Consider the following 26,384-nt stretch of genomic DNA (forward strand, 5'->3'; position numbering starts at 1 on the left):
TGCAGGGGGTCTGTGTTGAGGATGACGGGTCCCTGGCTGTGGGCGGTGCGACAACCCATGCCACGGTGGCGCGCGAGGCCGCCGCGTCGTATCCGGCGCTGGCAGCGCTGGCGGGGCAGATCGGGGATCCGGCGGTACGCAATCGTGGCACAATCGGTGGCTCGGTGGCAAATAACGACCCTGCGGCCTGTTATCCGGCCGGTGTGCTGGGGTCAGGCGCGACCATCGTGACGAATACGCGGCAGATCGCGGCGGATGATTTTTTCCAAGGCATGTTCACCACAGCGCTGGAGGACGACGAGATCATCACCGGCGTCCGCTTTCCGGTGCCGCAGGCGGCGAGTTATCAGAAGTTCCTGCAGCCTGCGTCTCGGTTTGCTTTGGTCGGCGTCTATCTGGCGCGGTTCGCGGATGGCGTACGGGTTGCCGTTACCGGTGCCAGCGAGGATGGCGTGTTCCGCTGGTCCGAGGCAGAGCAGGCTCTGAACACAGAGTTCCGCACCGATGCGCTAATGGACCTGCGTATCAACCCCGCCAACATGATCGGCGATCTGCATGGCAGCAAAGAATACCGCGCACATCTCGTCAGCGTCATGACAAAACGCGCAATCCAAGCCTGCGCATAAATCATTCAAAAGCCCCGATAAAACGGGGCTTTTGTTACGACCCTAGCGTTATGGCATTTCCATTTGCGCTGATGCAAATCGCCGAAGGCTTTCCCTTTGCATTGGACAGCATATCCGTAATTTCTTCTGCAGTCGCATAGCAGAAAGCTGTAGACAAAGCATCGGCTATGGTCGCATCCGATGCTTCGACACTGACGGTTGACCACGCAGGTTTTTGCTCCCCTTTTGTGTTCACTATGTGCAGGTGATCCACCCCTAAGCGCATAGCGCCGGGGCTGGACGTCGCGACCGCGCGATCTTTGGGCCTGATGGTTTTCACGATCCCATGGGCTGGGTCCGAAATGCCAAGGGTCCATTGACGCCCAGAGGCGAAAAACTCGCCGATATTAACCAGAACTTCTGTCCAGCCTGAGCGGCGCAATTCTTGTGTGACTAGATCAGTCGCGAAGCCTTGCGCGATACCATTCAAAGTCACAGCTTGATTTTTGCCCAGAGTAACGCGATCTGACGACAAGCTAACGCGGTGCCAACCGACTTGTTCACGCGCTGTATCCAAGTCGTGCTTTCCAGCAGCGGCAGCAGCCCATAGCGGCTGAACAGTCGGGTCGAACCGGCCATCGGTGACCCGAAACATATCATCACAGGCTTTCAATACGGCGGTAAACTCAGGCTCGGGGTTCAGCAGAAACCCATGCGTATTCAACTGCGATACAGCAGATGCGGGGCGGTACAGGCTAAACAATGCTTCACACCGTTCCAACAGGGCCTGAACGCGTGCGATCGCGCGATCTGCTTCAGCAGGATCGCCATTGAACGTAAGGCTAACCTCCGCCCCCATGGCGTATCCTTGCCATCGGTTTGAACGCGCTGCTGCAGGGGTTGCAAGAGAAGCTGCGGAAATAGCCAAAAAGCGCCGACGGTTCATCATTCTGCGGCTACCTTTCTTGCCTGACGGCGCGCGGCGACGATCAAGGGCACGCAGCGTCTGCTATCATCATGAATTGCAACGCAATCCAAACACTGGAAACACTCATCGTATTGGATTTCCCCGGTCTTCTTAATCGCACCGTATTTGCATTTAACTTTGCACAATTGGCACGGAGACCCGCACTCCGCCCGCCGATCAATCCAGGCATGACCGCGGACCAACCCGCCAATCGCAAGAAGCGCCCCAAGCGGGCAGACGTAACGGCAAAACCCTTTGAACAGAACCATTCCCAGCAACAACCAGAATGCGGCATAAGCGACATAGTACCATTCGCGGACAAAGAAGGTCGTAACGGCGGTTTTGAATGGCTCAACCTCGGCAGCTTTGTCGATCTGGTCAGGGGCAATGAACACTACGCCAATTAGCCAGGCGAGAACTAGGTATTTCAGCCATTTCAGGCGATTGTCCCACACGACCGAAGGCTCAATCTGCTGCAATCGCAGGGCCTTGCCTATATGGTGCGCAAATTCCTGCATCGCACCAAACGGGCATAGCCAACCACAAAACAGCCCCCTGCCCCAGGCAACCAACCCAACCAGCGTCACGGCCCAGATCAACAGCGAAAAGGGATCGTATAGCAGGAAGGCAAAACTGCCGCCCTCGAGCGCCGTGCGCAATGTACCAAGCGCAGTTACGATAGATAGCTGCCCTTGGCCCCACCACCCGACAAACCCAACAACAAAGGCCAGAACGCCAAGCCGGAGAGGCGTAAACAAAGGTTGGGCAGCCAGCGCATTCATACGGAAGCCCAAGCCGACCAAAATTGCGGCTAAAACCGCTGAAAGGACAATCAAGTCACCTTGGCGGTTTCGCAACGCTTCTAGCCAGGGAGGAGCCGGTTTGATCTGAACAGGGCGATCGAAAAACCGCTCGGGGGTTGCGTGCGAAACCTCTAACGTCACAGACCCGGTTTCGGGCTGAAACATCCCATGTTCACGGACAGCGAGGATTTTCAGAACCCATTCACGCGATGGATCAAAACCCAAACGCCTGTCGGTGCGTAAGATCATCGCCGTACCATCGGGCATCCCATCGGCCAGATCCACCAGCAGATCTGCATCCCGCAATGCCACCGGCAAACCGTCTTGTTCGGCTGATATCCAATCGGGTGCCGTGTTGCGAACAAAGTCTTCGCTGACCAGACCGTGACGAGCGGTTTCGATCAAAAGGATCGGTTCATCATGATCTGAAATCTCCAGAAAGTTCTGGAGTTCATCAAAACTGCCCTCGGACAATGCGGCGCGCGCGATGGACTTTGGCCCCAGATCGACAACCCAAAGATCAAGATAAGCTTCGTCGGGATAGTCCTGCGCTTCGGGATCATCGTCCTCCCACAATGTATCTTTGAACAAGGCGTCTACTTCGGCATTCGTGATGACCTTGTGGGTCGCGATACCCTGCTTAACCAAATCATCCCAGCTCAGCGCCTCATCATAATCCGCTTTTGGGAAAGCGGGCGGAGCTGTCGCCAACCCCTGCATCTTTTCGCGTGCAACGGCGAGAGCGGCGCCCATAACGGATTCGTGGGCAATACGAACGCTCGCCGTCGCCTTGGTGACCCCGTCGAGGTAAACAAGCTGTGATCCCGATGCAGCATCTCCGTAAGGTGTGCCCACTACGATCGAGTCCGAAATCGACAATCCTCCGTACTGCTCAAAGTACTTGTGGAAAGGGGCCTGACCCAACCCCGATACAAATATCGGCTCGTTGTGTTCGATCAGTTGGACGTCCAGAAACCGGCCCTCAAGGTCAAGGACGACCAGCATGTTTATCGGTGCTCCGGAAAAACCCGGCAGGGGCGCTAAAGGCTCTGTTTCAAAGACATATCCAGCTTCGATCCCACCTGAGTTCAACAGAGCGTACACGCCGTTTTCGTTCAGTAACTCCCCCAAGGAGAATGGCGCACGAACATAAGGTTCGATCCGCTCACGCGGCAATGGTTCGGCAACTGCCATGAGGCTGCCCAGAACCAAAAGGATCATTGCAAGGATCGCGCGCATGCTCGCGAGATTATAATTCCGACTTGCCAGCGAACATTCGACAAAAGTCCTAGCCAGCCTATCTACGACCTCAAGGTGGTTGACGCAGCAAACAATCGGAATGAAACTACGCCAAATATCGTACGACCAAAGCAGCATTTTCCGAAACTGACGCGGCTTGTACGTTTTATGTTAACGCCAGTCATTAAAGGGAGGCATCTATGACCTGGAGCACACCAAAGCTGAAAGAAGTAAATTGCGGCATGGAGATCAACATGTATTCTCCGTCCGAGGACGAAGGCCGCGAGCACGAGCGCGACCTGTTCTGATCAATTAATCTCAGCGGAGGCCCGAGGTGCATTTTCTGGTTCTTGGGGCTTCTGCCGGCGGTGGATTACCGCAATGGAATTGTGGTTGCCGGAATTGCGAGGATGCCCGAAACGGGGTTATTTCGCCTTCCGGTCAATCGTCGTTGGCAGTATCGCCTGATGGCGAGCGATGGAGCGTTCTGAACGCTTCGCCTGATATCCGGCAGCAGATGCTGGACAATCCCAAACTTCACCCTCGTACCCTGCGAGACACACCAGTTGCGTCAGTTTTGCTGACGAACGGGGACATCGACCATATCGCGGGGTTGCTTAGCCTTCGCGAACAAACGCCGTTTTCATTGTTTGCAACGGGCGACATTCTGAATGTTCTGGCTGAAAACCGTATCTTCGACGCCGTGAACCGCGAGAAAGTTTCCCGTTCAAGAATTACCCTTGATCAGGATTTCGAATTGCAGGACGGCCTGACAGCTCGCATCTTCGCAGTGCCGGGAAAGGTGCCTTTGTTCATGGAAGGTGACACTGTCGAAACCGATTTGATTGGTGAGCAGACGGTTGGCGTACGCCTGACCACTGGCGACAAGGTCGCCTATTACATTCCCGGTTGCGCCCAAGTCACCCCCGAGCTGCTGACGCAGGTGGCCGATGCGGACCAGTTGTTCTTTGACGGCACGCTTTGGGATGACGATGAGATGATCCGATCTGGCACAGGTGTAAAGACTGGGCAGAGAATGGGCCATATTTCCGTAAGCGGTCCCGACGGCTCCATTGAACGTCTTGCGGGTCTCAAGGCTGCAAAGACATTCATCCACATCAACAACACGAATCCAATGCTGCAACCAAATGGGCCCGAACGCGCGTTTGTGGAAAACGCGGGCTGGGACATCGCCTATGACGGGCAGGAGATCATGATATGACGCGCGAAACTCTGGAAGCTCGTTTGCGCCAGATCGGAGACGAGCGCTATCATGACAAACATCCTTTTCATCATCGCTTGCACAGCGGTCAGTGCACGCCCGATCAGGTTCGCGCCTGGGTCGTAAACCGCTGGGCCTATCAGGCGGCGATCCCGATGAAGGACGCGGCCTTTATGTCGCGCTGTACCGATCCTGAAATACGCCGCGAATGGCGTTCCCGGATCGAAGATCACGATGGCGGAACGGACTCTGGCGGCGGCATCAGGCGATGGTTGAAACTGGCCGAAGCGGTTGGTTTGGATCCCGACTATGTCGCGTCAGGCCGGGGTGTGCTGCCAGCAACTCAATTTGCTGTGGATGCCTATATCCACTATGTGCGCGACAAACCTCTCTTACAGGCGGTTGCGTCTTCACTGACCGAACTGTTCGCGCCCAAGATCCATGAACAGCGGATCGAAGGATTGTTGGCCCACTATGACTTTGCCAATGCCGACAGCTTGTCCTATTTCCGCAAACGTTTGACCGAAGCGCCAAAAGACGTGGCATATGGGCTGAACTGGGTGTTGGACCATGCCGATACCGCTGAAAAAGAAGATATGGCCTGCGAGGCGCTGATCTTTAAAACAAACGTGCTTTGGGCCCAGTTAGACGCCCTTTGGTCTGCGTACGTGGAACCTGGCCGTGTTCCGCCAGGTGCATGGACACCAGGGGAAGGCATGTTATGAGCTTGGCTTTCTCGGATACAGATCGCCCTTATCTGCCACGCGGCGTTCGCATTGAGAAAGACACGGTCCGCGACCGCACCGTTTTGATGGCCCCTGAAAAGGTCATCGAGTTAGACGATATAGGCATTGCGATCCTCTCACGCGTCGACGGCAAGGCTGGCTTCGGCGATATCGTTGGTGACCTTGCCACGACCTATGGTGCACCGACTGATGTGATCGAAAAAGATGTGCAACAGTTTCTGCAGGCATTGCGTGGTCGCCTTTACGTTATGGTGAACGCATGACGATTGCGCCCCCTATCGCCATGCTGGCGGAACTAACGCATCGCTGCCCCCTCAGCTGCCCGTATTGCAGCAATCCGGTCGAATTGGAGCGCAAGAATACGGAACTGAGCACGGATGTCTGGAAAGACGTATTTTCGCAAGCACGAGAACTGGGCATCCTGCAATTGCACTTATCAGGCGGCGAACCCGCCTCGCGCAGAGATCTGGAAGACCTGACGCAACACGCCGCTCAGATTGGGCTGTACACCAACCTCATTACTTCGGGTGTAGGATTAACGCCGAAACGTCTGGACCAACTCGAAGAGGCAGGGCTGGATCACGTCCAATTGTCGCTGCAAGGTACCAATGCGGATTTGGCCGACCGCATAGGCGGTTACCGGGGCGGATTCGATCGCAAGATGATCGTCGCCAAGGAAATCCGTGATCGGGGTATTCCGCTGACCCTGAACGCTGTCATGCACCGCCACAATCTGGACGATCTGGACCGCACCATAGAAATGGCTGTCGAACTTGGGGCCAGACGGTTGGAAGTGGCCTGCGTCCAGTTCCATGGTTGGGCATTGAAAAACCGCGCGACACTGCTGCCGTCGCGCGAACAGACAATAGCCGTAAAGGACAAAGTGGCTGAAGCCGCGCAAAGGCTGCTAGGTGTGATGGCCTTCGATTTTGTCCCACCAGACTACTACGCCGATTTTCCCAAGGCCTGTATGGGGGGCTGGGCCTCAACAGGTTTGAATGTAACGCCCAATGGAACGGTCTTACCCTGCCACGCGGCCCAAACGTTGACGCACCTGAATTTCCAGACAGTTCTGGACGCAAGCCTCAAAGACATCTGGTACGACAGCGAAGCCTTCAACGCCTATCGCGGAACGGATTGGATGCCGGAACCCTGCCAAAGCTGCGACCGACGGGACATCGATTTCGGAGGCTGCCGTTGTCAGGCACTTGCATTGGCAGGCGATGCATCCGCAACCGACCCGGTGTGCCGAAAGTCACCACATCACGAACAGGTCCGAGCCATACTAGACGACGAACCGGCACGTGCGCCCGACACCTTTGTGTATCGAAAGTTAGATACCGCCGCACAATAAACGCTTTGCGTTTTCCGCGTTGGTTTAGCCACCCAAATGTATCACTTCATTGTCGTTCGTCCGCACTCTCGGACGATCTGTGCGGGTTTTTGAACGCTCCGGCATGTGGTTCGCGGCCAAGATGCCGATACTGGTGGCAATCAAAAACCAACTGGAGTGTCCCCAATGAAACACCTCTTTACGGCCGCTGTCGTCGCCGTCGCATTCGCTGCACCTGCCGCCGCGCAAGAAATCGCGGACATGAGCGATCTGGAATTCGCGCATATCGCCTATACTGCCGACAATATTGATATCCGTTACGCGCATTTGGCGCTGGCAATTTCTGAAAACCCAGAGATCCACGAGTTTGCCAATACGATGATCCGCGATCACACAGCGGTAAACGCTGCAGCTTTGGGATTGCTGGAAAAGCTTGGTGCGACAGCGCAAGACAATGCGTTCAGCCAAACACTGAATGAAAATGCCGAAGAGATCATAAACAAGCTGTCACAGCTACGTGGTGCAGAATTCGACGAGGCGTACGCTGCGAATGAATTGGCATATCACCAGGCGGTAAACGATCTGGTTGAAAACGCTATGATCCCGAATATCGACAACGCCGAGGTGAAGGCGCTGTTCGTTCAGGGTTTGGAGATTTTCAAAGCGCATGAAGGCCATGCCGAAATGATGGTCGAGGCATTGAATTAATGTCCCGGCTGGTGTCACGTCGTGGTGTCGTGACCGGAGCGGCTGCATCAGCAGCCGCTTTTTCGCTGCAGGTACGACCTGCGAAAGCGACAACCACGCATAAGGTTTCGATACGTCGTTTCGTTTACGAACCATCGCATCTGACGGTGCAGGTGGGTGATCGGATCAGATGGACCAATTTCGATATCGCCCCCCACACAGCCACGGCTGATGCGTTCGGTTGGGACACGCTTGAGTTGGTGCAGAACCAAAGCGCCGAAATAGAGGTCCGCGAAGGGATGGAAACGAGATATTTCTGTGCCTTTCACCCTCACATGAAAGGCTCACTCGAGGTTGTTTGAACTGCGGGTGCGAGATTGTTTCGCCTGAGGGCAGAGCTACTGTCGCCAACACGGCGGCCTTCTGCCTTTAACCTACCACGCAACTTGTCTCGTTGCACGGAAGCCAGACTGAACCGGTTGCGTAGGAACCTTAAATCGGGCCGGCACGTCCACAAGACGACCGGCCCGATATGTTTAGAAATGCGCAGACTTGCTGCCTGCCAGTTTTTCGACAGGAGGTGCAAACCGGGTCAGATCAATGCCGTCGACCGCAGATTTGTACTCGTCGATGTTTGGCGTGCGCCCAAGGATGGCAGACAGAACAACCACAGGCGTCGAAGCCAACAGGGATTCCCCTTTTTTGTCCGCAGAGTCTTCAACGACACGGCCTTGGAACAATCTGGTAGACGTGGCCAGAACGGTATCGCCCTTGGCCGCTTTTTCCTGATTACCCATGCACAGGTTGCAACCGGGACGCTCAAGGTAGAGGATATTTTCGTACTCGGTACGCGCTGCGGTTTTTGGGAACATGTCATCGAACTCAAAGCCCGAATATTCCTGCAACGTGTCCCATTCGCCCTCTTCTTTCAACTCATCGATGATGTTGTAAGTCGGGGCTGCAACGACCAGCGGAGCTTTGAACTCGACCTTGCCGTTTTTCTTTTCGAGGTTTTTCAGCATCTGAGACACGATGATCAGGTCACCTTTGTGAACCATACAGGAGCCGACAAACCCCAGATCAACCTTCTTGTCGCCACCGTAATAAGAAACCGGACGGATCGTATCATGGGTATACCGTTTGGATACGTCGGCGTTATTGACATCCGGGTCCGCGATCATCGGCTCATTGATCTCATCCAGATCAACGACAACCTCGGCAAAGTACTTGGCATTGTCATCAGGCGTCAGCGCGGGAACTTCACCCGACTTAATCTGGGCGATGCGCGCATCCGCACGGTCGATCAGGCCTTGCAGCGTCTTGGCCTCATTCTCCATACCTTTGTCGATCATGATCTGAATGCGGCTTTTGGCGATCTCAAGAGATTCCACAAGCGTCTCGTCCTGCGAGATACAGATCGAGGCCTTTGCCTTCATCTCGGCCGTCCAGTCGGTAAAGGTGAACGCCTGATCCGCCAGTAGGGTACCGATATGAACTTCGATGATGCGCCCTTGGAACACGTTGTCACCAAATTGCTTGAGCATCTGGGCCTGCGTCGCGTGGACCACGTCACGGAAATCCATATGATCGGCCATCTTACCTTTGAAGGTCACCTTGACGGATTCTGGTATGGGCATCGTCGCCTCACCCGTGGCAAGCGCCAATGCAACGGTCCCCGAGTCCGCGCCGAACGCCACACCTTTTGACATACGGGTGTGCGAGTCACCGCCGATGATGATCGCCCGGTCGTCGACAGTAATATCGTTCAGAACCTTGTGGATCACATCCGTCATTGCGTGATATTCGCCCTTGGGGTCGCGCGCCGTGATCAGGCCGAAATTGTTCATGAAGGACATCAGACGTGGAATGTTCGCCTGTGCTTTCTTGTCCCAGACCGACGCTGTGTGACACCCTGATTGGTACGCCCCATCTACAGTCGGAGAGATCACTGTCGCCGCCATCGCCTCAAGCTCTTGCGACGTCATCAAACCGGTCGTGTCCTGCGAACCCACGATGTTCACCTTGACCCGCACATCGGAACCCGCGTGCAGCACTTTGCCGTCTGTCACGCCCACGGCGTTGCGGTTGAATATCTTTTCAACCGCAGTAAGGCCCTGACCTTCGAGGCTGATTTCCTTTGATGGCGCAAAGGCCGATTTCAACTCGATCCCGAGGGTCTGAGAGGCAAACGTCTGAAGTTTCTTGCCGAAAACGATGGCATAGGATCCACCAGCCTTGATGAACTCCAGCTTTTGCGGAGTGAAGGATGACGCAACATCAACCAACTCGTTCTTACCGCCCGCGTCATACAGCTTTTTGTCCGCCGTATTAATGGTCATGACCGTGCCGGTCTCGACCGAGTATTTCTGCTCGAGGATCGGGCTGTCATCGTTGTTCAGGATCGGATTACCTTCGGAATCCACCTTTTTCACCCAATTCTTCAAGTCGATCCCGATACCGCCTGTCACGCCGACCGTGGTCAAAAAGATCGGAGAAATGCCGTTGGTCCCAGCCACAATCGGCGCGATGTTGACGAAGGGGACATAGGGACTGGCTTGCTTACCCGTCCAAAGCGCCACGTTATTCACCCCTGACATCCGTGACGACCCAACGCCCATGGTGCCTTTTTCAGCAATCAGCATTACGCGTTTGTCGGGATGCTGCAGTTTCAGCGCTTCAATTTCTTGCTGTGCCTTTTCCGAGATAAAGCACTTACCATGCAGTTCCCGGTCCGAGCGCGAGTGCGCCTGGTTACCCGGCGACAACAGGTCGGTCGAAATATCACCTTCGGCCGCGACGTAAGTCACGACTTTGATTTCTTCTTCAATGTCGGGCAGTTTCGTAAAGAACTCCGCCTTGGCGTAGCTTTCCAAAACGTCCTTTGCGATCGGGTTTCCTGCCTCAAAGGCTGATTTCAACCGGTCGGTATCTGCATCATACAAAAAGACCTGAGTCTTCAACACTTCGGCCGCTTGCGCCGCGATATCTGCGCCATCCCCCAAAGCCAGGTCCAGCAGAACTTCAACCGAAGGGCCGCCTTTCATATGTGAAAGCAATTCGAACGCAAATTCGGTCGAAATCTCTGCAACATCAGCCTCGCCCAAGATGATCTCTTTCAGGAAGGCGGCTTTTTCTCCCGCGGCGCTCGTGGTGCCGGGCAAGGTGTTGTAGATGAAAAACTGCAGAGAGCCTTCGCGATGCGGATTGCCGGCATCTTTGATCTGGGCAACAATCTCTTTGACCAGCGCACCATCATCAATTGGCTTGGGGTGCAGACCCTGCTCTTTGCGCGTTTCGATTTCAGTAAGATAGTCTGTGTAAAGGCTCATGGCGACCCCGACGAGTAAGCGTTGAACGAAGCGAGCAAACCGGCGGTAATAGGCCTGTGGCGACCGTCCGGATCCTCTTTGTATGCCGCGGTATACTATTTGCGCACACAGATCAATACACCTTTGGGCCAGTTTGGTCGCTAACGTTTCAGAAGGATGTGATCTTTATGGATGGCTGGCGACTTCAAATCGCCGCACCCCTGCTCAACTTAGGCCAAACCGCGCCACGAGGAACGAGGCAATGGCATTCTTGTCGAAATGTTCTCCTGCAATTGAAGAACGGTTGTTTTCAATGCTTCAATCACCAGTTCGCGCCGATTATCGATCAAAGCCGCTGAAAAATGCGGGATCGTCAAAGCAGCGATAACCGTCTTACCAGCGACATGACGGATAGGTGCTGATATTTCACTGATGGCATTGCTCTCAGGGCTATCGAGCGAGATTATCCCCTGCTGCGCGCAAAGCGCGGCCTGGTCGGAAAAACTGTTCAAGGCGTCCGGGTTTTCACCCGGCACCAACCTTTCCAGATAGGCGAACCGATCTTTGGCAGAGTCGATTTCCGACAGAAAACACGCGCCCACAGAGGTCGGATAGATTTGGTTCGTATAACCAACCTGAACGTTGACCCCATAGTTCTGAGGGGATGCCACGCTGTTAATGACAGTCAACTTGCCTGCATTACCGGGCGCCCAAAGATGGTTTGACAAGTCGGTCTCTTCGGCCAAGCGCTGCATGTACGGATCAGCCAGTTCAGCAAGCTTGCTGTTATCCGTCCGTTCACCACCCAGCAAAGCAAGCTTTCCCGTCAGCTTGAACAGATCGCCTTCCTGACGCTCAATATAGCCTCGCTCTTCCAGAACAATCATCATGCGGAAGATCTCGTTTTTCGATCGCCCGATACCTTGCGCCAGTTGCGAGAGTGTGGGTGAGACATCCGACAAAGACAGGAATTCCAGAATATCCAACCCCTTTTCCAACGCAGGGGCCGAGTATTTCTGAAGTTTCGTCTTTTGCTCGGACATCCAGTCACCCTCTTGCGTCAGCTTTCTCAGAAAAAGCAGCAGGGGCGCAAGCCCCTGCGTACTCGGCCAGCCATCCCGACAGGGAGGAGAAAGATCGCCGGCCTTGCCCGTTTACTTCAGACCATTCTTTTCAAGAACAGCGTCGGCATTTGCCGAGGTGATCGCCTCGGTTCCCATCACAACAGATTTCGGAACTTCCTCACCTTTGAGGTGCTTGAGAGCCTGACGCAGGCCTTCGGCGCCCGGAGTTGGGTACAGGAAGGTTGCCGACAGCTCACCATTGGCGACCCAGGTTACGCCTTCGCCAGGCAATGCATCGACGCCGATGAACATGATGTCATCTGCACGGCCCGCGTCCTTGGCCGCCAGATAGGCGCCATAGGCCATCGGATCGTTGTGGCCGTAAACCATAGTGATGTCTTCATAGTTCCGCAGGGCGGTCGACATGATGTCATAGGCCTGATCCTGCTTCCAGTCACCCGACTGCTGATCCAGCAGGAAGGTCACGCCTTCTTCGCCTTCAAAGGCTTCGTGGAAACCGTTAGCACGGTCATGTGCTGCCTGCGTGCCCAGGCCGCCCCAGATTTCAACGATCGTTCCTTTGGCAGCCCCTGCGCCACCCAGCTGTTCCAGAGCGAATTTGCCCGCCTCACGACCGATCAGTTCGTTGTCTCCGCCGACCCACTGAACGAATTTGTCGGTGTCCACATTGCGGTCCAGAACAAAGACGGGGATGCCCGCGTCGGTTGCCTGCTCGACCACACCGGTCAGACCAGCGGATTCCTTGGGCGAGATCAGGATCGCGTCTACTTCCTGACGGATAAAGTTCTCAACATCCGCAACCTGCTTTTCGGTGCGGTCATTTGCGTCTGCGATGATCAGCTCGACATTATCGTGCAGGTCGGCCTCAGCCCGCAGGTCTTTGTTGAACTGGACGCGCCAGGGCTCAACGGTGGTCACCTGCGAGAAACCGATCACATAGTTGTCTGCAGCCAGCACCATTGAGGCCGAAAACGAAGTTGCAAGCGCGGTGGCAGCCATCAGGCTCTTGCCAAATGTTCTTCTTTTCATAGTTTACTCCTTAGTCATGATGCGGGTTTTTACGAATTCCCGCGTTCTGATTGCGCTCTGACCTTGGTCCGCCAAGATTTAAGGTCAGAGCCTCCTCCCTCTGCCCAGGCGCTCTTTCGCCATGACAAAGATCTCTTCAAATCGCCCTTCCTGAAGCAGGACGGCGACCACGATGATGATGCCTTTCAGCACCAGCTGCGTGTTGCTGTCGATGTTGTTGAGTTGCAGGATGTTGCTGAGGAAGCCGAAAATCAGCACGCCCACAAACGTTCCCATAATCGCGCCACGGCCACCCATCAGGCTAGTACCGCCGATGACCACCGCTGCGATTGCGTCCAGTTCCAGCCCAAGGCCCGCATCCGGTTTCCCTTGCCGGAACTGCGCCACATAGAGCACCCCGGCCAATGCCGAGAGTCCCCCGGCCAGCGCATAGGTGATGATCTTGTTGCGGCCTACATTGATGCCTGCCAGACGCGCGGCCTCTTCATTGCCGCCAATGGCCATGAGATAGCTGCCAAAGGTGGTAAAGCGGGTAATCAGGAAGAAGATCAACAAGACCGCAAGAAAGAACAGGCCGGGCACAGGCAGGACGCCCCATAGCAATTGACGCAGCACTTCGAAATTCTCGGTTGCGTTGCTGCCGGTATAGACCGGATAAACTGCCGTATCCTGACCGGCGATGACCCGCGCCAAACCCAGCGCGCCCACCATCATAGCCAGCGTCACGATAAAGGGCTGCAACCGGCCATAGACGATCAGCGCGCCATTTACCGTACCCATCACAGCACCGATGCAGGGCACCACGATCAGTACCGCCAGAACGCCAAATTTGGGCATCACCTGACCGGCCAGCCAAACCATCACGCCGATGGCGATTGCCGCTGCGACAAGGCGGCTCAACATCCGCGACGGCGCACTTGTTGTGGCTGCGGTGTCAGAGGTGCGGTTCAGGTTGCTTTGCACGAAATAGATCAGGGCCGCGATGGCCACAAACAGCACGATCCCGGTGGCAGGCACGCCGAAATAGCTGGCAGCGGTCCAACCTTCTTGCGTCAACAACATGGCGCAGATCACCGTGCCCAAGGCCATGACCGACCCAACCGACAGGTCAATCCCCGCGATGAAAATCACCATCGTCATGCCCACGGCCACAATCCCCGTGACCGAGACCTGACGCAGAATATCCGTCAGATTGCCCAAGGACAGGAAGATATTGTTGCCCTTGGACGAGACTGGCGAGGTCAGTGCGCCAAATAGGATCAGCGCAAAAAGACCCCAGTAAAGCTTGGTCTTGTTCAGCAGGCGCATGAACATCGCATAGCCTTGATGTTCCGGTTTCGCTGTCTGGCTGTTGGGTTCCATAACGGTCATGTCTTTTCTCTGGTTGGGCCGGGGCAGTTAGCGGAACTGCATCGCCAGGGCCTTGATTGAATCTACGGTCATCTCATCGCGGGACAGTTCTCCGGCCAACTGCCCTTCGCACAGCACGATCATGCGATCACAAACGGCCATGAATTCGGACAACTCAGAACTGGCAAACAGAACCGAGATCCCCTGATCAGCCAGTCGCCCGACCAGATCGTAAATCTCATCCTTGGCACCGATATCGATCCCGCGAGTGGGCTCATCCAACAGCAGCACCCGGGGTTCCGTGGCCAGCCACTTTCCCAGAACCACTTTCTGCTGGTTCCCGCCACTCAGCTTTCCGACCGGATGTTCAGGACCGGTGGCTGCTACTTTCAGTGTTTCTATGGCTTTCAATGCCTGCTTGCGTTGCTCGGCTTCTGAGTACCGACCGAACCGGGACTGCAATGGCATCAAGGGCAGCGCAACATTCGAAGAGATCGACCGGTCAAGGATCAGACCGTTTCCTTTTCGATCTTCTGTAATCAACGCAAGCCCATTGCGGACACCGTCCTGCGGACGCACAGGGCGTAAAGGACGCCCTTCCAAAGTCAGTGACCCCTGATAGCTGCCACCACGGGCACCAAAAAGCGTTTCCAGCAATTCTGTCCGGCCTGCACCCAGCAACCCACCAACGCCAAGCACTTCACCCCGTTTCAGGTCAAATGAGACGTCATCCAAAACCTTGCGACGGTCACTCCAGGCTGTCAGGTTTGCTACGTTCAGAACGACTTCGTCCGTGGCTGGGTTCTGTCTGGCGACCGGATTAATCTCGACCGTGCGGCCAACCATCATGCGGATCAAGTCGTCCGGCGTTGTTTCCGTCGCCAGTCGTGTTCCGATCAAATCGCCATCACGCAGAACCGTAACACGGTCGGAAATCTCAAAAACTTCGTCCATGCGGTGTGAGATGTAGACGACAGCAACGCCCTGCAGCGCCAGATCACGCACCACTTCCATCAGAATATCTGCTTCGGCCTGGGATAATGCCGAAGTCGGCTCGTCCATGATCAACAGCCGTGCGTTCATTAGCAGGGCGCGGGCAATTTCGACCAATTGCTGTTCGCCGACCCTAAGATCTTTGACCGGCGTGTCGATATCCAACGTGAACCCAAAACGCGACAGCGCCTTTTGCGCTTTGTCACGAAGGGCTTTGCGATCAATGAACGTGCCAAATTTCCGGGGCTCATGCCCCAGCAGAACATTCTCGGCGACCGTCATCTCGGGGATCAGGCTCAGTTCCTGATGCATGATGACGATGCCGTGCTGTTCTGCATCACGAGGTGCGCTGAATTCGACCGTCTCGCCATCTATCTGGAACGCGCCAAAGGTCGGCTTTTGCACGCCGCTGATGATCTTGACCAGCGTACTTTTGCCCGCCCCGTTTTCACCCATGAGGGTGTGAATTTCACCGCCTTCGATGGCGAGGTTCACGTCGCGCAGGACCGAAACGCCCGAAAAAGACATGCCGATCCCATTGAGAGACAGGGAAATCTGGCTTTCGGTACCGTGCTTCGCCCGCAGAGCCGATTGCTTGACAGTCATTACAGCGCCTCCCCACGCCATTTTCAAAACGAGTCTCCTCAAACTCGTTTCATATACAAAACCATTCCCACAGATAAATCGTCAAGGTTTTTTTATAAGTGGTGATTTGTGCATTTGATGAACAGCCATTTGGACACCGGCGCGGTGTGAGAATGGCAGATCGTCTTCTTAACCACATTGGCCAGATAGGTGTCTGTAATTGCTGTATTAAATTTGAAGGATATTGATCTGCGGGCACGGAATCAAACCGACCTTCCCGTTGCCTCAACACGCATTGTGGAACGTCACTGCCCCAAGCCTAGCCGGTTTCATATGTGCAACAGCCCGCCAGTGAAACGCTAACCCGATTCCATCAAGAGACCAGCGGCCGGGGTTTGGCTTTGAAAGGTGCGCAGGACAGGTTTGGCCTACATCACCTGACCCGGATTAAGCCTGAATATAGCCCTAGGGAACAGCGCGCATCCGGTGGGTTTTCATCCCTATTAATCGTCGGCCTCGGTTGTCACCAATTCAATCTTTTCACTACCACAATCTCCTTACGTTACAAAAATTTGTATTTAGTTTTTTTTGGTAACATAATATGGTGCAAGAGGGATTGAGGAGGACATGACCATGTACGCGCAAATGGTGCAGTCAGCAGGAAGCGGTGTTCAATCGCGTGAGGATATGAGCGCACAGGATCGTGCCTTTCAGGATCGCGTTGATCGGGGCGACAAGATTGAGCCCAAGGATTATATGCCCGACGCCTACCGCAAGACCCTGATCCGTCAGATTGGGCAGCATGCGCATTCCGAAATCGTTGGCCAACTGCCCGAAGGAAACTGGATCACGCGCGCCCCGACACTCGAGCGGAAAGCAAATCTGCTTGCCAAAGTGCAGGACGAGGCAGGACACGGTCTTTACCTGTATTGCGCCGCGGAAACTCTGGGGGTCAGCCGGGATGAACTGGTCGACATGTTGCATTCCGAGCGTATGAAATACTCGTCAATCTTCAATTACCCCACACTGACATGGGCGGATATGGGTGCTGTCGGTTGGTTGGTGGACGGCGCGGCCATTATGAATCAGGTGCCGTTACAGAGAACCTCATATGGTCCCTACGCCCGCGCGATGGTCCGCATCTGCAAGGAAGAAAGCTTTCACCAACGCCAAGGCTATCACATCATGATCAAGATGGCGAAAGAGGGCACCGCCGACCAAAAACGCATGGCACAAGACGCTTTGAACCGGTTTTGGTACCCTGCCCTCATGATGTTTGGCCCGTCCGACAAAGACAGCGTGCATTCAGCGCAATCCATGGCTTGGAAAATCAAGATCAACACAAATGACGAGCTTCGGCAAAAATTTGTGGATGAAACAGTGCCACAGGCCGAGTTTCTTGGGCTGACAATCCCGGATGCTGACCTGCGGTGGAACGATGAAACCGGGCATTACGATTATAGTGAGCCCGACTGGTCCGAGTTCTACCAAGTCATCTCGGGCAATGGTCCTTGCAATTCCGAACGCCTAACGGCGCGGCGCAAAGCATGGGACGATGGCGCATGGGTGCGCGAGGCCATGCTGGCACATGCGCGAAAATCCCGCAAACAAACCCACGCAGCAGAGTAATTTAATGACGCATGAAAATGAATGGCCCCTTTGGGAGGTCTTTATTCGGGGGCAGCACGGCATGAGCCATCGGCATGTGGGGTCGCTCCATGCTGCGGACGCGGCCCATGCCATCCGCAACGCGCGCGACGTTTATACCCGTCGGAATGAGGGCGTCAGCATCTGGGTGGTCGAGGCTGCAAAAATCACAGCCTCCAGCCCATCTGACAAAGGCCCCTTGTTTGATCCGGCGCGTGACAAAGTTTACAGGCACCCAACATTTTACGACATTCCCGACGAAGTTGGAAAAATGTGATGGCCGACAATCCTTTGTTCCAATTCCTTTTGCGGCAGGGCGACAACACGTTGGTCTTGGGGCATCGCACGTCCGAATGGTGCGGCGTTGCGCCGATACTGGAAGAAGACATTGCCCTCGCGAACATGGCGCTGGATCTCATCGGTCAAACGCAAATGTGGCTTGGATACGCGGGTGAGGTCGAAGGTCTGGGGCGGACCGCAGATGATCTGGCCTTTTTGCGCGACGTTTACGACTTTAAGAATCTTTTGATGCTCGAAGTGCCAAATGGTGATTTTGGCCGTACCCAGATGCGGCAGTTTTTCTTTGATGCCTTTCAGGTGCCGTGGTTGACCCACCTGCAGGAGTCATCGGATGTTCGTGTCGCAGAAATCGCCGCCAAGTGTTTGAAAGAGGCTTTGTACCATCTGGATCGCTCGTCCCAAACTGTGATCGCGCTGGGAGACGGAACAGCAGAGAGCAACGCGCGCATGGCAGATGCATTGGCGTATCTTTGGCCATACAGCGGTGAAGTTTTCGTAGACGACGAAACGGATCATGCAATGGCGCAAGCGCAGATCGCTCCTTTGCCGTCTGAATTACGTGAAGCTTGGCTGGATACCGTTAACAAGGTTCTGACCGAAGCGTGCCTGACGTTGCCTGAAGATGTTTACGTACAAACCGGTGGGCGCACTGGATTTCGCCATACAGAACATCTGGGCCATATGCTGGCGGTTATGCAAACCCTGCAACGGTCTTATCCCGGTGCGACGTGGTAGACGCGATGGCGATCACCCAGACACAGGTGTGGGATTTGCTGGACACGATACCTGACCCCGAAATCCCGGTGATTTCGGTCGTTGACCTAGGCGTTGTGCGAGATGTGTCGATCTCCCAGGATCAGGTGACGGTTACAATCACGCCGACATACTCGGGCTGCCCTGCAATGTCTGTTATCGCTATGGACATTCAAACCGCGCTGGAAAGGAACGGCATCCTAAATCCCAAGATCAAAACGCGTATCGCTCCGGCTTGGACGACGGACTGGCTATCGAACAAAGGACGTGCGCGACTGGAAGAATATGGGATAGCGCCGCCGCAACCAGCGGGAGGCCCCTCTCGGTGCCCAATTTGCAAGTCTGTTCAGATCGAAAAGATTAGCCAGTTTGGGTCCACTCCGTGCAAGGCTCAATGGCGGTGTCAGGACTGCCTTGAACCCTTTGACTATTTCAAATGCATTTGAGGTCCGCCCCAATGGCCAAGTTTCAACCTTTGAAAGTGACTCATATCCATAAGACAATCCGCGACGCTGTCGTTGTGACCTTGTCGCCGGAAAAGGCCGAAGACTTTCAATTTGCACCGGGCCAGTACCTGACTTTCAAACGCCATTTCGACGGGGAAGAACTGCGGCGATCTTATTCCATCTGCGCTGCCCCACATGAAGGCATTTTGCAGGTTGGCATCAAAAGCGTCGATGGCGGTGCTTTTTCAACTTGGGCCAATACCGAGTTGCAAGTGGGCGATGTCATGGATGCCATGCCGCCGATGGGGAACTTTCACGCTGCTGCAGAGGTCGACGCGCCCCATTACCTGGCTTTCGCTGGCGGGTCAGGCATTACACCCGTGCTTTCAATCCTGAAGACGGCTTTGTCCGAGGATTCTACCGCCCGCTTCACACTGATCTATGCCAATCGAACACCAAATACGATCATGTTCCGAGAGGAACTTGAGGACCTAAAGAACCAATATTTGCATCGCCTGAATATCGTTCACATTCTGGAAGATGACAGTCAGGAGATCGACCTGTTCAAAGGCCGCGTCGATGGCGAAAAATGCGCGGCTCTGTTTCAGAATTGGATCGACATAAACTCAGTCTCTATGGCCTATATCTGCGGGCCTGAACCTATGATGTTAGCGATTTCACAAGCGTTGAAAGACCACGGCCTGACGAAAGATCAAATCCGTTTCGAATTGTTCGCCTCGTCGCAGCCCGGGCGCACGAAAAACCGTGCCGCATCAAAATCCGGCGGCGAAAGCGGTACCAAAGCACGTGTCACATTGGGTGGTGTGCGGCGCAACTTCACCATTCCGAAAGACACCAGCCTGCTCGAGGCTGCGCTGGCGGAAAACCTTGACGCGCCGCACGCCTGCAAAGCCGGAGTATGCTCGACATGCAAGGCGCGCGTGCTGGAAGGTGAAGTTGAAATGGTCAACAACCATGCCCTCGAAGACTATGAGGTCGAGGCGGGATTTGTGCTGACTTGCCAGTGTTTTCCGGTGTCAGACAGAGTTGTCTGGGACTATGACGAAGCCGGTCATTAATCCACAATCTGCGTGCCGGGCAACCCCGACACGGTCAGCCGGGCGATTACTTGGGCATAGCGTTCGCGATCCGCGCGTGTCGCCTTTGGGTGCCACATGTAATACCAATTCAGCATCCCGAATACAGACATGGTGACTTCGCGCAGTAGCTGAGGGTTTTGACGCAACCGCCCGCCGCTAATTGCGTCCAACAGGTCACTCATCTGGGCAACCATTTTCTTCTGATATGCCTTCAGAGTTATTTGCATCGCTTCGGGCAGTAGCGACAACCCTTCGGTCTGAATTGTGTGTTCGTAATCCATGCCTTCATAGGCCAGCAGGTACTCGCGCAGAACGATATGCAATTGGTCCTCGGGCTGTTTCCCTTCCAGGTCGACTTCGGTAACACGTGTCGCCAATTCGGAAAGATATGTGTTCAGAATGTCGAACAGCAGCGCTTCTTTGCTGTCATAGTAATGGTAGATGTTTGCCTTCGAGATACCGGCACCTTTCGCCACCTGATTCATAGAAGCACGGGCTATTCCTTCGTGGGCAAAGACATTGGCCGCAACCGCGAGGATGCTCTGCCGTTTTTGTTCGTGGTCTTTTGCGATCGTCCGCGCCACAGGTTTACTCCTTCGGCCTGTTGTCTATGACACGACGAGCCTTACCCTGACTGCGCTCGACACTACCGGGTATGCCCACATCGACGGTAGCGCCAACGCCAATTGTATCTTTGATCTTTTGGGACAAGACACCCGCCAAGGCTTGCCTGGCCTCGGCCGTTGCAGCGCCGCTTTCGGCCTCTACATGGATCGTCATCACGTCCATACGCCCTGCTCGATCCAGTGCAATCTGGAAGTAAGGCGCAAGGTCGGGGGTCGCCAGAACCAATTCCTCTATTTGAGTTGGGAAAACATTCACTCCGCGCAGGATCATCATATCGTCTGACCGACCAGTAATCTTTTCCATCCGTCGCATTGAACGTGCCGTGCCGGGAAGCAGCCGTGTCAAATCGCGGGTACGATAGCGTACCATCGGCAGGCCTTCTTTGGTGAGTGTGGTAAAAACCAACTCACCCATTTCACCATCCGGCAAAACCTCTCCGGTGTTGGGGTCGATGATCTCGGGGTAGAAATGATCTTCCCATACATGCAGCCCGTCTTTGGTTTCAACGCATTCGTTGGCAACACCCGGACCCATGATTTCGGACAGCCCGTAAATATCGACGGCGTGCATATCGAACGCCTCTTCGACCTCGACCCGCATTGCGTTTGTCCACGGCTCGGCCCCGAATATGCCAACCTCAAGGGAGCATTCGCGCGGGTCCAGACCCGCTGCGTGAAACTGTTCGAGAATATTCAGCATATAAGATGGCGTGACCATGATGGTGCTTGGTTTAAAGTCATGTATCAGCAAGACCTGACGCTCTGTCATCCCGCCTGAAACAGGAACGACGGAGCAGTTCAGATGCTCGGCACCGTAATGTGCGCCAAGGCCGCCAGTGAACAAACCATACCCATATGCAACATGCACCATGTCACCCGGCCTTGTCCCGCTGGCGCGCATTGAACGCGCGACAAGATGCGCCCAATTCTCAATATCTGTGCGTGTGTAACCCACCACCGTTGGTTTACCCGTGGTCCCCGAAGATGCATGAACGCGCACAATTTGTTCGCGCGGCACGGCGAACAAGCCAAATGGATAGTTGGCTCTTAGATCGTCCTTGTGGGTGAACGGAAACTTGGCGAGATCTTCGAGGGAATTCAGATCATCCGGATGCACGCCCGCGGCATCAAATCTTTCTCGGTAGAATGGTACGTTCTCATAGGCATGCCGCAACGACCATTGAAGCCGCTTTAACTGCAAGGCACGGATTTCATCAATGGATGCAATTTCGATCGGGTCCAAGTCTTCACGTGCTGGCGTTAGATCTTTCATGAGCCCCTCCCTTGTTCATCAAAAAGATGCCCGCGCACCGCACGCGAGCAACCGCGAAATTCAGCGATCAGGTCTTTGTCCTGATTGACGACGGTCACGTCATAGATGCCGTTGCGACCCCTGAGACTGACCTCGGTCGCAGTAGCAATAAGCTGGTCCCCCGGCCTTGCTGGCGCGACGTAGGTGATTGCGTTGTGATGCGCGACCGTCGACTGATTTCGACTATTGCAGGCAAAAGCAAACGCAGTATCCGCCAGCATGAAAATTACGCCACCGTGGCAGATCCCATGCCCATTCGTGTGTCGCTTCTCAACGACCAGAGAGAGTTGCGCATGCCCCTCATCCACATTTTCCATCTTTAGCCCAAGTGCCGGACTTGCGCTGTCTTTGTTCCACATTGCCTGAGCTGCGCGTTCTGCCCGTTCCTTCGGTGTCATTTCACCGCCCCGTGAATTTTGGCGGGCGCTTTCGCAAAAACGCTGCAACCCCCTCAGCGTAGTCGGCGCTTTCGCCACAGGTTTTCTGGAACCGGGCCTCAAGCTCCAATTGTTCATCCAGATCGTTTTCGGTTGCTGCGTGAATAGCGGTTTTGATATGCGACAGGCCCAATGTCGGACCCTGCGCCAGCTTCTCAGTCAAAGCACGCGCGTCTGTCATCAGGTCAGCAGCAGAGGTGCATTTCCAGATCAAACCCCAGTCTTCTGCTTTTTGCGCCGATAGGGGCTCGGCCGTCATAGCAAGCGCCTTTGCCCGTGCCTCTCCCAACCGCTGTGTCAGCACCCAGGTACCGCCGGAATCCGGGATCAGCCCCACTTTGGCAAAGGACTGCACGAACTTGGCGGTGTCCGCCGCCAGTACAATATCGCAGGCCAACGCTATGTTCGCCCCTGCCCCCGCAGCAACACCGTTCACCGCACAAATCACCGGCGCGTTGAACGACCTGATTTGCCGGATCAAAGGGTTGTAGTACCGTGTCATCGACAGGCTAAGGTCAGGCGGCCCATCCATCTTAGATGGATCACGGTCACCCAGGTCCTGCCCGGCGCAAAAACCGCGACCCGCCCCTGTGATCAAAACCGCCCGCGCCTCTTCTTCTTTCGCCTGCGTCAGCGCGTCCCGAAGGGCCAGATGCATCTCATCATTAAAGCTGTTCAGCTTTTCAGGTCGGTTCAAGGTCACTTCGACCCAACCCGCGTGTCTCGCGACAAGAACTGTGTTCGACACTATAATCTCCTTGAAATCTCGCGGCCCTAAAACTAAACATTTCATAAACCGACCGGTAGGTCAATTAATCGATACCGACCATCAGTCGCGCGTTGGAGGAGATGTCACATGACGATAAAACAGGTTGAAAGCTTCGTAGCTGGGCACTGGATAAATAGTGACGATTCTGCGCGCGACATTTTCTCGGCAGTGACAGGAGAGCGCATCGCGCGGGCCGGGAACAGCGCCCTCGACGTCGACGCGATGCTTCAATTTGCGCGCCAGAAAGGCGGACCGGCCTTGCGCGCCATGACGTTTCACGACCGTGCGCGCATGCTCAAAGCCTTGGCATTGCACATCAAAGAGCACAGGCAAGCACTTTATGAGATATCGTTCGCGACCGGCGCGACACAAAAAGATCATCTGATCGATATCGACGGCGGGATTGGCACCATGCTGGTTTTCGCCAGCAAAGGTCGGCGCGAAATGCCGGATGACACTATCTATCTAGACGGTGAAGTCGAGCAATTGTCGCGAAAGGGCACGTTTCTGGGCCAACATATCTGCACGTCACTGACAGGGGTTGCCGTTCACATCAACGCGTTCAACTTCCCGGTCTGGGGTATGCTGGAAAAGCTGGCCCCGACACTGTTGGCCGGTGTTCCGGCGATTGTAAAACCAGCCACTGCCACCTGCTATGTGACAGAGCTTTGCTTCAGGATAATGCTCGATAGCGGTTTGTTGCCCGAAGGCGCGGTACAACTGGTTTCGGGCGATTTGGGTCCGTTGTTGGACCATGTGGGTCCACAGGATGTGGTCAGCTTTACCGGTTCTGCCCAAACGGCCACACGCCTACGCAGCACACCCAACCTGCTGCAAAACGCAACCCGGTTCATTGCGGAACAAGACAGCTTGAACGCTTCTATTCTAGGACCGGATGCCAAACCCGGAACGGCAGAATTTGATCTGTTCATAAAGGAAGTCATAAAAGAAATGACCGCGAAAGCCGGGCAAAAATGCACGGCCATTCGTCGGATTCTTACCCCCCAGGAACAAACTGAGGCGGTTATTGATGCCCTGCGGACAAAACTCAGCAAAATCGTAATCGGAGATCCTCGCGCTGACACCACACAGATGGGGGCCCTCGTTTCGTTGTCCCAAAAACGTGATGTTTTGGAGAAGGCCAATTTGATAGGACAAGAGGCCGAGCGTGTTTTTGGCGATCACGACGCCTTCGCGCTGGAAGGCGTGGACGCTGACAAAGGGGCCTTTGTGCCACCGATGCTGTATTACTGCGCAAATCCGGATGCCGCGACGCATGTGCATCAGATCGAAGCCTTCGGCCCTTTATCCACAATCATGCCATACGGCGACTTGGACCATGCATTGGAGCTTGCGAATAAAGGTGGCGGCAGTCTGGTGACCTCCGTCATTACCAATGACACGGATACCGCCCGCGAGATCGCGATCAAGGCTGGCGCGTATCACGGTCGTTTGTATTTCAACAACCGCACATCAATGGATGAAAGCACCGGTCACGGAACTCCGCTACCGCACATGGTCCATGGCGGCCCCGGTCGCGCGGGCGGTGGCGAAGAAATGGGCGGAGTGCGCGGTGTAATGCACTATATGCAGCGAACGGCCGTTCAGGGCAGCCCGGATATCTTAACCCGCATTGGCCAGAAATGGGTGCCGGGTTCTGCTGAAATCACACATGATGCCCACCCATTCACGCGCAGGTTTCAGGAATTGGAAATCGGGGAAACACTACTGACCGAGTCGCGAGAGATTTCAATTCAGGATATTGAGACCTTTGCGCATTTCACCGGCGATACGTTCTATGCCCATATGGATGAAGACGCCGCCGCCCGTAACCCTTTTTTCCCCGGCCGCGTCGCCCATGGATATTTACTGCTGAGCTTTGCGGCAGGGCTTTTTGTCCAACCGGATGAAGGTCCGGTTTTGGCCAACACAGGTTTGGACAACCTGCGTTTCCTGAAACCCGTTCAGGCGGGTGACAGTATTCGCGTTCGGTTGACGGTCATGGCCAAGACGCCACGCAATCAGGAATACGGTGAAATCCGTTGGCATGTTGCGATTAGAAACCAACATGAAGAAATAGCCGCCGAATACGAGCTTTTGACCATGAACGCCTGCTAAAAGGTGCAAAAACGTATTTCCCGTGGCCACGCAGCACGCGGCCGTGGTATCGAAAGGTCCAGCCCTGAAAATCGCCAATGGGAAAGACCTGACGTTGAATGCAGCAGAGACCTTGATTGACGACCTCAGCGCACTGGAACCGATCAAGACGTGGTCGCTGATTGTCACGCTTTTCGGTGACCTGAACGGAAAAGACATCACCGGTAAAGAGCTTACACTGCTGCTGGGACGGGTCGGCATTAAGACCGAGGCCATAAGGGTTGCTCTTCATCGTCTCAGGAAAGACGGGTGGATCGAATCCACAAAATCGGGGCGCGAGGTTTCTTATCGTTTGTCCTCTTATGGGTTTGCCGAAACGCGGGCAGCGTATGAAGACGTATATCGCCGGGACGTCAAATTTCCTGAAGGGTGGCAGCTGTTTCTGCTACGTCCCGACACAGCGCCCCCCGACAGTTCCATCGCGCTGGACCGTTCTGTGGTGATGGCGCCAATCCAATCGGTCGCAGCTGATCACGACAGGCTCGGGCTATGTTTCAAAGGTCCGAATCTACCAACCTGGCTAACCGACCAGATCGCACCCCAGCGCACATTGTCATTGGCACAAAAGCTACACGACCTATGTGAAACCCGCGTTCATGACCTACCGCCCCTTTCGCAAGCTGCCGCGCGTCTACTGATGCTCCATCACTGGCGGAAAATCGCGCTGCGTGATGCCAACTGGGCCCATATTTCATTGGTACCGGATGGAGCTTTGGCCAAGTGCCACACGCACATAACGGGCATGTTGCACGACTTGCCGAAGTTGTCGCCCGCCGCGTTCGCCTCAGAAAACGGGACATGATCCCGAAAAAGGCGATGACTTTGTGTAACCGGCTCTTGATTGGTATTTCATCGTCCATTGCGGCATCTTTCACCGACCAGTAA

The 26,384-nt window shown here is 54.9% G+C and carries 26 protein-coding genes; 15 read left to right on the forward strand and 11 right to left on the reverse strand.

The window, feature by feature from the left end; genetic code table 11:
- A partial coding sequence (locus ACR0DG_RS11425; RefSeq protein WP_480707160.1) for an FAD binding domain-containing protein occupies window positions 1-626 on the forward strand: 626 nt, incomplete at its 5' end.
- 34 nt (window positions 627-660) lie between these two features.
- Here the strand turns inward: ACR0DG_RS11425 and ACR0DG_RS11430 are convergent.
- The gene (locus ACR0DG_RS11430) at window positions 661-1,464 is read right to left on the reverse strand and encodes an FAD:protein FMN transferase (RefSeq protein ID WP_480697266.1); all 804 of its coding nucleotides are present in this window, start codon (window positions 1,462-1,464) and stop codon (window positions 661-663) included.
- 86 nt (window positions 1,465-1,550) lie between these two features.
- Window positions 1,551-3,614 (reverse strand): 4Fe-4S binding protein, encoded by a 2,064-nt coding sequence (locus tag ACR0DG_RS11435; RefSeq protein WP_480697264.1) that lies wholly within the window; start codon window positions 3,612-3,614, stop codon window positions 1,551-1,553.
- 200 nt (window positions 3,615-3,814) lie between these two features.
- Between ACR0DG_RS11435 and pqqA the strand changes: the two genes are divergently transcribed.
- The 7 genes from pqqA (at window position 3,815) to ACR0DG_RS11470 (ending at window position 7,964) form a co-directional block, all read left to right on the forward strand.
- Complete coding sequence (gene pqqA, locus ACR0DG_RS11440; RefSeq protein WP_170537497.1) at window positions 3,815-3,922, forward strand: pyrroloquinoline quinone precursor peptide PqqA; 108 nt, start codon at window positions 3,815-3,817, stop codon at window positions 3,920-3,922.
- A 26-nt stretch (window positions 3,923-3,948) separates the two neighbouring features.
- Complete coding sequence (pqqB, locus tag ACR0DG_RS11445) at window positions 3,949-4,836, forward strand: pyrroloquinoline quinone biosynthesis protein PqqB (RefSeq protein WP_480697261.1); 888 nt, start codon at window positions 3,949-3,951, stop codon at window positions 4,834-4,836.
- Window positions 4,833-5,561: a pyrroloquinoline-quinone synthase PqqC gene (gene pqqC, locus ACR0DG_RS11450; RefSeq protein WP_480697259.1), complete on the forward strand. Its 729-nt coding sequence runs from the start codon at window positions 4,833-4,835 to the stop codon at window positions 5,559-5,561. Before pqqB ends, pqqC begins: the two co-directional genes overlap by 4 nt.
- Window positions 5,558-5,845 carry a pyrroloquinoline quinone biosynthesis peptide chaperone PqqD gene (gene pqqD, locus ACR0DG_RS11455; protein ID WP_480697258.1) on the forward strand — a complete coding sequence of 96 codons (288 nt, stop codon included), beginning with the start codon at window positions 5,558-5,560 and terminating at the stop codon, window positions 5,843-5,845. The genes pqqC and pqqD overlap by 4 nt, the downstream gene beginning before the upstream one ends.
- The gene (gene pqqE / locus ACR0DG_RS11460) at window positions 5,842-6,936 is read left to right on the forward strand and encodes a pyrroloquinoline quinone biosynthesis protein PqqE (protein WP_480697256.1); all 1,095 of its coding nucleotides are present in this window, start codon (window positions 5,842-5,844) and stop codon (window positions 6,934-6,936) included. The genes pqqD and pqqE overlap by 4 nt, the downstream gene beginning before the upstream one ends.
- Before the next feature lie 165 nt (window positions 6,937-7,101).
- Complete coding sequence (locus tag ACR0DG_RS11465) at window positions 7,102-7,623, forward strand: DUF4142 domain-containing protein (protein WP_480697254.1); 522 nt, start codon at window positions 7,102-7,104, stop codon at window positions 7,621-7,623.
- Window positions 7,623-7,964 carry a cupredoxin domain-containing protein gene (locus tag ACR0DG_RS11470; RefSeq protein WP_480697253.1) on the forward strand — a complete coding sequence of 114 codons (342 nt, stop codon included), beginning with the start codon at window positions 7,623-7,625 and terminating at the stop codon, window positions 7,962-7,964. The genes ACR0DG_RS11465 and ACR0DG_RS11470 overlap by 1 nt, the downstream gene beginning before the upstream one ends.
- A 174-nt stretch (window positions 7,965-8,138) precedes the next feature.
- Here ACR0DG_RS11470 and ACR0DG_RS11475 read toward each other — a convergent pair whose 3' ends face one another.
- From ACR0DG_RS11475 to ACR0DG_RS11495, 5 genes are all read right to left on the reverse strand, one after another.
- On the reverse strand, window positions 8,139-10,931 hold the full coding sequence (locus tag ACR0DG_RS11475; RefSeq protein WP_480697251.1) for a bifunctional aconitate hydratase 2/2-methylisocitrate dehydratase: 2,793 nt from the start codon (window positions 10,929-10,931) through the stop codon (window positions 8,139-8,141).
- Window positions 10,932-11,140: 209 nt separating this feature from the next.
- Window positions 11,141-11,953: an IclR family transcriptional regulator gene (locus ACR0DG_RS11480; protein WP_480697249.1), complete on the reverse strand. Its 813-nt coding sequence runs from the start codon at window positions 11,951-11,953 to the stop codon at window positions 11,141-11,143.
- A 111-nt stretch (window positions 11,954-12,064) separates the two neighbouring features.
- Complete coding sequence (locus tag ACR0DG_RS11485; protein ID WP_480697247.1) at window positions 12,065-13,024, reverse strand: substrate-binding domain-containing protein; 960 nt, start codon at window positions 13,022-13,024, stop codon at window positions 12,065-12,067.
- An 84-nt stretch (window positions 13,025-13,108) separates the two neighbouring features.
- Entirely contained in the window at window positions 13,109-14,395 is a 1,287-nt protein-coding gene (locus ACR0DG_RS11490) for an ABC transporter permease (protein WP_480697245.1), read from the reverse strand.
- Between the two features lie 27 nt (window positions 14,396-14,422).
- Entirely contained in the window at window positions 14,423-15,973 is a 1,551-nt protein-coding gene (locus tag ACR0DG_RS11495) for a sugar ABC transporter ATP-binding protein (RefSeq protein WP_480697243.1), read from the reverse strand.
- A 612-nt stretch (window positions 15,974-16,585) separates the two neighbouring features.
- Here ACR0DG_RS11495 and paaA point away from each other — a divergent pair.
- From paaA to ACR0DG_RS11520, 5 genes are read left to right on the forward strand one after another with little or no spacing between them, the layout of a single operon-like run.
- Entirely contained in the window at window positions 16,586-17,581 is a 996-nt protein-coding gene (gene paaA / locus ACR0DG_RS11500) for a 1,2-phenylacetyl-CoA epoxidase subunit PaaA (RefSeq protein WP_480697284.1), read from the forward strand.
- 4 nt (window positions 17,582-17,585) lie between these two features.
- Window positions 17,586-17,876, forward strand: coding sequence for a 1,2-phenylacetyl-CoA epoxidase subunit PaaB (gene paaB, locus ACR0DG_RS11505; protein ID WP_480697241.1), 291 nt, complete (start codon window positions 17,586-17,588; stop codon window positions 17,874-17,876).
- Window positions 17,876-18,634 (forward strand): 1,2-phenylacetyl-CoA epoxidase subunit PaaC, encoded by a 759-nt coding sequence (gene paaC, locus ACR0DG_RS11510; protein ID WP_480697239.1) that lies wholly within the window; start codon window positions 17,876-17,878, stop codon window positions 18,632-18,634. The genes paaB and paaC overlap by 1 nt, the downstream gene beginning before the upstream one ends.
- Before the next feature lie 5 nt (window positions 18,635-18,639).
- Complete coding sequence (gene paaD, locus ACR0DG_RS11515; RefSeq protein ID WP_480697237.1) at window positions 18,640-19,098, forward strand: 1,2-phenylacetyl-CoA epoxidase subunit PaaD; 459 nt, start codon at window positions 18,640-18,642, stop codon at window positions 19,096-19,098.
- Between the two features lie 11 nt (window positions 19,099-19,109).
- Window positions 19,110-20,177, forward strand: a complete 1,068-nt coding sequence (locus tag ACR0DG_RS11520) for a 2Fe-2S iron-sulfur cluster-binding protein (RefSeq protein WP_480697235.1) — start codon at window positions 19,110-19,112, stop codon at window positions 20,175-20,177.
- On the opposite strand, the gene ACR0DG_RS11525 is transcribed toward ACR0DG_RS11520, so the two are convergent.
- From ACR0DG_RS11525 to paaG, 4 genes are read right to left on the reverse strand one after another with little or no spacing between them, the layout of a single operon-like run.
- Window positions 20,174-20,782: a TetR/AcrR family transcriptional regulator gene (locus ACR0DG_RS11525; protein WP_480697233.1), complete on the reverse strand. Its 609-nt coding sequence runs from the start codon at window positions 20,780-20,782 to the stop codon at window positions 20,174-20,176. The two genes, ACR0DG_RS11520 and ACR0DG_RS11525, sit on opposite strands and share 4 nt — an antisense overlap.
- Before the next feature lie 4 nt (window positions 20,783-20,786).
- Window positions 20,787-22,097 carry a phenylacetate--CoA ligase PaaK gene (gene paaK / locus ACR0DG_RS11530; protein WP_480697231.1) on the reverse strand — a complete coding sequence of 437 codons (1,311 nt, stop codon included), beginning with the start codon at window positions 22,095-22,097 and terminating at the stop codon, window positions 20,787-20,789.
- Window positions 22,094-22,534, reverse strand: coding sequence for a hydroxyphenylacetyl-CoA thioesterase PaaI (paaI, locus tag ACR0DG_RS11535; protein WP_480697229.1), 441 nt, complete (start codon window positions 22,532-22,534; stop codon window positions 22,094-22,096). Before paaI ends, paaK begins: the two co-directional genes overlap by 4 nt.
- A 1-nt stretch (window position 22,535) precedes the next feature.
- Window positions 22,536-23,321, reverse strand: a complete 786-nt coding sequence (paaG, locus tag ACR0DG_RS11540; protein WP_480697227.1) for a 2-(1,2-epoxy-1,2-dihydrophenyl)acetyl-CoA isomerase PaaG — start codon at window positions 23,319-23,321, stop codon at window positions 22,536-22,538.
- Between the two features lie 108 nt (window positions 23,322-23,429).
- On the opposite strand from paaG, the gene paaZ reads away from it, so the two are divergent.
- Entirely contained in the window at window positions 23,430-25,460 is a 2,031-nt protein-coding gene (gene paaZ, locus ACR0DG_RS11545) for a phenylacetic acid degradation bifunctional protein PaaZ (RefSeq protein WP_480697225.1), read from the forward strand.
- Window positions 25,461-25,482: 22 nt separating this feature from the next.
- Window positions 25,483-26,301: a hypothetical protein gene (locus ACR0DG_RS11550; protein ID WP_480707162.1), complete on the forward strand. Its 819-nt coding sequence runs from the start codon at window positions 25,483-25,485 to the stop codon at window positions 26,299-26,301.
- Window positions 26,302-26,384 lie beyond the last annotated feature (83 nt).

The sequence above is a fragment of the Ruegeria sp. BG8 genome, from assembly GCF_056538325.1.